Origin of the sequence: Streptomyces sp. BF23-19 (genome assembly GCF_041106355.1) — a bacterium.
Classification (GTDB): domain Bacteria; phylum Actinomycetota; class Actinomycetes; order Streptomycetales; family Streptomycetaceae; genus Streptomyces; species Streptomyces virginiae_A.
Genome location: NZ_JBGBPT010000175.1, coordinates 1 through 4,824 on the forward strand (window position 1 = coordinate 1; position 4,824 = coordinate 4,824).

The window sequence follows — 4,824 nt, forward strand, 5'->3', positions numbered from 1 at the left end:
GCCTTCTCGCGAAGGCCGAGTTCGGCGGCGATGGCGTACCGCAGGACCGCCGCTTCCACGGCGGGTGCCAAGCGGTCCCCGCCGAACCCGCCCGCTCGCAGCTGCGCCTCGGCGGCCGCCACATGCGGCCGCGCCAGGAGTCCATCGGCAGGGTCTGGCCCGTGTAGATCGGCCAGAAGTAGATGAAGTTCCAGGCGATCAGCAGGACCAGGACGCCCGCGCCGATCGCGCCCAGCGCCCGGCGGCGTTCGCTCGACCCGGCCGGGCCCAGCAGGGCGCCGATCATCATCGCCACCGCCAGGCAGAGGTACGGGACGAAGACCACCGCGTAGAAGTAGAAGATCGTCCGCTCCTGGTAGTTGAACCAGGGCAGCAGACCCGCACCCAGCGCGCACGCGATCGCGCCCGCCCGCCAGTCACGGCGGAAGAACCACCGCCACAGCACGTACAGCAGCGCGAAGCAGCCCGCCCACCACAGCAGCGGGGTGCCCAGGGCCAGGACCTCGCGGGCGCACTTGCCCGCCGCGGTCGCCGGGCAGCCGTCGGTGCCGGCCTCGGGCGACTCGTAGAAGTAGGAGACGGGCCGGCCCAGGACCAGCCAGCTCCACGGGTTGGACTCGTAGGTGTGCCCCGAGGTCAGGCCGACGTGGAACTTGTAGACCTCGGTCTCGTAGTGCCACAGGCTGCGCAGCCACTCCGGCAGGAAGCTCAGCGCACTGCCCTGGTCGTACTTGGCCGCCCAGTCGCGCAGATAGCCGCCCTTGCCGTTGTCCGGGCTGAGGATCCAGCCCGACCACGAGGCCAGGTACGTGGCGATCGCGACCGGGACGGTGGAGACGAAGGCGGGCAGCGCGTCGCGCCGCAGCATCGAGGCGTACGGGGCCCCCGCGCCCGCGGTGCGGCGCGCGGCGGCGTCCCACAGCACGGTGAGGACACCGAAGAAGGCGAGGATGACGAAGCCGTTCCACTTCGTGCCCGCGGCCAGACCCAGGCAGACGCCGGCCAGGATCCGGTACGGCCGCCAGCCCAGCCGCAGCGTCTCGGCGATCTTCGCGTCGGGCCGGGTCCGGCCCTCCTCGTCCACCGGCAAGGCGTCCGCGAGCCGGGCTCTGGCCCGGTCGCGGTCGATGAGCAGGGCCCCGAAGGCGGCGAGCACGAAGAACATCAGCACCAGGTCCAGCAGCGCCGTCCGGCTCATCACCAGGTGCAGGCCGTCCACCGCCAGCAGGGCACCCGCCAGGCAGCCCAGGAAGGTCGAGCGGAAGAGGCGGCGCCCGATCCGGCACAGCATCAGCACCGACAGGGTGCCGAGCACGGCGGTCATGAACCGCCAGCCGAAGGGCGTGAAGCCGAACATCCACTCGCCGAGCCCGATCACCCATTTGCCGACGGGCGGGTGCACGACGTAGCCCGGATCGGTCGGGAGGGCGACCCCGTCCGGGTTGGCGAGGATCGAGGCGTCGATGTCCTTGGGCCAGCTCGCCTCGTAGCCCTGGCGGATCGTGGCCCAGGCGTCCTTGGCGTAGTACGTCTCGTCGAATATCACCGCCTTGGGGCTGCCCAGGTGCACGAACCGCAGCACCCCTGCGACCAGCGCCACGAGCAGCGGCCCCACCCACGAGACGATCAGCTGCCAGGTCCCCCACACCTGCGCCGGCAGGCCGAAGGTCATCCACAGCTGCTTCGACGGCCTGGCGTACGGGGGCACCAGACGGGTGCGGACGTCCGCGCGCGCGGAAGCGGCGGCGGGCGGCACGTAGCCGAAGCCGCGCAGTCGGCGCAGCCAGGTGGGCGGCTCGTCCTCGCGTCCCACCGGTGAGGCGGGCGGAGCCCCCGCGGGGCTGGGCGGTGGCGTCGCGGTACTGGTCACCGGCACATCGTAGGGAAGAGATCTGTGTGCGCCACCAGTGGCGTGGGGCGGCGGGGCACGGGGCTGAGAGGATGGGCGGGTGACGACTGACCAGCCCCGCGGTACCGAGCCCACCACCACCGCCGCCACGGCCGAGGGCCTGATGGGCACGCTCGTGCTCGCCGGCACCCCCATCGGCGATCTCGCGGACGCCCCGCCGCGACTGGCGACCGAGCTGGAGCGGGCCGATGTGATCGCCGCCGAGGACACCCGGCGGCTGCGCCGGCTGACCCAGGGGCTCGGCGTGCACACCACCGGGCGCGTCCTGTCGTACTTCGAGGGCAACGAGTCGGCGCGCACCCCGGAACTGGTCGAGGCCCTGGCCGGCGGCGCGCGCGTCCTGCTGGTGACCGACGCGGGCATGCCCTCGGTCTCCGACCCCGGCTACCGGCTGGTCGCCGCCGCCGTGGAGAAGGACATCAAGGTCACCGCCGTCCCCGGGCCGTCCGCGGTGCTCACCGCGCTCGCCATGTCAGGGCTGCCGGTGGACCGGTTCTGCTTCGAGGGGTTCCTGCCGCGCAAGGCGGGGGAGCGCCTGAGCCGACTGCGCGAGGTCGAGGGCGAGCGGCGCACGCTCGTCTACTTCGAGGCCCCGCACCGGCTCGACGACACCCTGGCCGCGATGGCCGAGGTCTTCGGAGCCGACCGTCGGGCCGCGGTCTGCCGCGAGCTGACGAAGACCTACGAGGAGGTCAAGCGCGGCGGGCTCGGCGAGCTCGCGGCCTGGGCCGCCGAGGGCGTGCGCGGGGAGATCACCGTCGTGGTCGAGGGTGCCCCGGCCGCGGTGCCCGGTGATGTGGACGACGAGGAGCTGGTGCGCAGGGTGCGGGTGCGCGAGGAGGCGGGTGAGCGGCGCAAGGAGGCCATCGCGGCGGTCGCGGCCGAGGTCGGCGTACCCAAGCGCGAGGTGTTCGACGCGGTGGTCGCGGCAAAGAACGCGGCACGAAAGATGCCGTAGGCAGGTAAAGGGCTAGCCTGAAAAGCAAAGCTCAGACCGCGTACCGGGCACTTTCGGAATGAGTCGACCAAGGGCCGTCCAACAGTAGACAGGGCCTGATGCGCTCCCGCCCGTCGAGGCGTCCACTGGCAATGGCACCAGTGGAACAAGAGGAGCTGGCATGAGTGAGATCGCAGACACCCCGGTACCCGTCCCCGCCGCAGTCCCTGTCGCTGTGACCGCTTCCGATGTGCACACCGTGCACGAGGCCTACTCCTTCGCGTGCATGAGGTGCGGGTACGGCTGGGAGCAGGCGTACGCGATCGAGCACCACGTCGACGGCAAGGGCGAGCCGTTCATCATGTACAAGGTCGACGGCGAGCGGGTGCCCTCCCCCCTGTCCAACCCGACGTGCCTGAACTGCGGCGGACACATCGTTCGGATCATGCGGGCCGGGCAGGTCTCCTCGGTGATGGGGATGATCGACCACATCTACCACCACCAGATCGCTCCCGGGATCGCCGGACCCGTGCCGGCCGGGGCGAACGTCCCCCGGCAGCCGAAGCCGCGCAGGTCCGCCCGGTCGCACGCCTCGCCGGGGCCGGTGGCCGTCGACCCGACCGGGGAGCGCCGGGGCCTGCTCTCCCGTCTGAAGGGGCTCTTCCGCCGGTCATAAGATCGGCCGTATGAGCACACGCGTGGAGAAGACGCAGTCCAAGGACGCACCGCCGCCGCTGCCCGAACCCCTTCGGGTGGCGGTCGCGGACTCGCACACGCACCTCGACATGCAGTCGGGGACCGTCGAGGAGGGCCTCGCGAAGGCCGCCTCGGTGGGCGTGACCACCGTCGTCCAGGTGGGCTGCGACGTGAAGGGCTCCCGGTGGGCCGCCGAGACCGCGGCCGCGTACGCGAACGTCCACGCGGCCGTCGCCCTCCACCCGAACGAAGCCCCGCGGATCGTGCACGGCGATCCGGACGGCTGGTCGCGGCAGGGCGCCCGGTCCGGGGGCGGCGAGGCCGCGCTGGACGAGGCGTTGGCCGAGATCGAGGCGCTGGCCGCGCTGGACCACGTGAAGGCGGTCGGCGAGACCGGCCTGGATTACTTCCGCACCGGGCCCGAGGGCATGGCCGCGCAGGAGCGTTCCTTCCGCGCGCACATCGAGATCGCCAAGCGACAGGGCAAGGCCCTGGTGATCCACGACCGGGACGCCCACGCGGACGTGCTGCGCGTCCTGCGCGAGGAGGGCGCCCCCGAGCGGACGATCTTCCACTGTTACTCCGGGGACGCCGACATGGCCCGCGAGTGCGCCGCCGCCGGGTACTACATGTCCTTCGCCGGGACCGTCACCTTCAAGAACGCCCAGCCGCTGCGCGAGGCCCTCGCCGTGGCCCCGCCGGAGCTGGTGCTCGTCGAGACGGACGCGCCCTACCTCACCCCGGCGCCGTACCGAGGACGGCCCAACGCGCCGTACCTCATTCCGCTGACGGTCCGGGCGATGGCCGCGGTCCGCGGTATCGACGAGGACGCGATGGCCACGGCGCTGGCGGCCAACACGGCCCGCGCCTTCGCCTACTGATCCTCCACCCGCTCCGACACGCTGGGTAGTCGCTCCGCTTTGGAGCGTGACGATTCCTCCGCTAGGGTGCCGTGCCCGCACCAGCGGGTGCCGGATCACCAGTGGAGCGAGCGTCGTGAGCGATACGCAGGGCAGTCACCGCCGCGGCGGTCCCCTCCCCGAGGCGTACGAGGCCCAGCCCTTGGCCCCATCCTTGGCCCGGTCCTCGGTCCGGCCGGCCGGTACGGGTGATCCCGGGCCCGCCGCGTGGGACCCGGAACCGGCGCTCCCGGAACCGGCGCTCCCGGCCCCGGAGGTCCCGGCCCCGCGCGGCGGGCGCCGTCGCCGGCCCGGGATGTCGCCGATCGAGCTGGCCGAGGCCGACACCCTGGCCGCGCCCGTGGCACCCGGTTCGGGCCGCC

Annotated in this window: 4 protein-coding genes and 1 pseudogene; 4 read left to right on the forward strand and 1 reads right to left on the reverse strand. The window is 72.7% G+C overall.

Annotated features, from left to right (window positions below):
• Nucleotides 1-1,813 (reverse strand): dolichyl-phosphate-mannose--protein mannosyltransferase (locus AB8A24_RS42920; RefSeq protein WP_369479220.1); only part of this gene is annotated, 1,813 nt, incomplete at its 3' end.
• Between the two features lie 196 nt (nucleotides 1,814-2,009).
• On the opposite strand from AB8A24_RS42920, the gene rsmI reads away from it, so the two are divergent.
• The 4 genes and pseudogenes from rsmI to AB8A24_RS42940 form a co-directional block, all read left to right on the forward strand.
• Nucleotides 2,010-2,867, forward strand: a complete 858-nt coding sequence (gene rsmI, locus AB8A24_RS42925) for a 16S rRNA (cytidine(1402)-2'-O)-methyltransferase (protein ID WP_266392974.1) — start codon at nucleotides 2,010-2,012, stop codon at nucleotides 2,865-2,867.
• 265 nt (nucleotides 2,868-3,132) lie between these two features.
• On the forward strand, nucleotides 3,133-3,522 hold the full coding sequence (locus tag AB8A24_RS42930; RefSeq protein ID WP_266392971.1) for a hypothetical protein: 390 nt from the start codon (nucleotides 3,133-3,135) through the stop codon (nucleotides 3,520-3,522).
• A gap of 10 nt (nucleotides 3,523-3,532) precedes the next feature.
• On the forward strand, nucleotides 3,533-4,423 hold the full coding sequence (locus AB8A24_RS42935) for a TatD family hydrolase (protein WP_328963061.1): 891 nt from the start codon (nucleotides 3,533-3,535) through the stop codon (nucleotides 4,421-4,423).
• Between the two features lie 115 nt (nucleotides 4,424-4,538).
• Nucleotides 4,539-4,824 (forward strand): annotated as a pseudogene (locus tag AB8A24_RS42940) (hypothetical protein); the annotation flags it as partial.

Excerpts from the sequence above, each read along its gene's own strand:
- AB8A24_RS42930 (WP_266392971.1), top strand. The coding sequence starts at position 3,133 with ATGAGGTGCGGGTACGGCTGGGAGCAGGCGTACGCGATCGAGCACCAC.
- AB8A24_RS42935 (WP_328963061.1), top strand. The coding sequence starts at position 3,533 with ATGAGCACACGCGTGGAGAAGACGCAGTCCAAGGACGCACCGCCGCCG.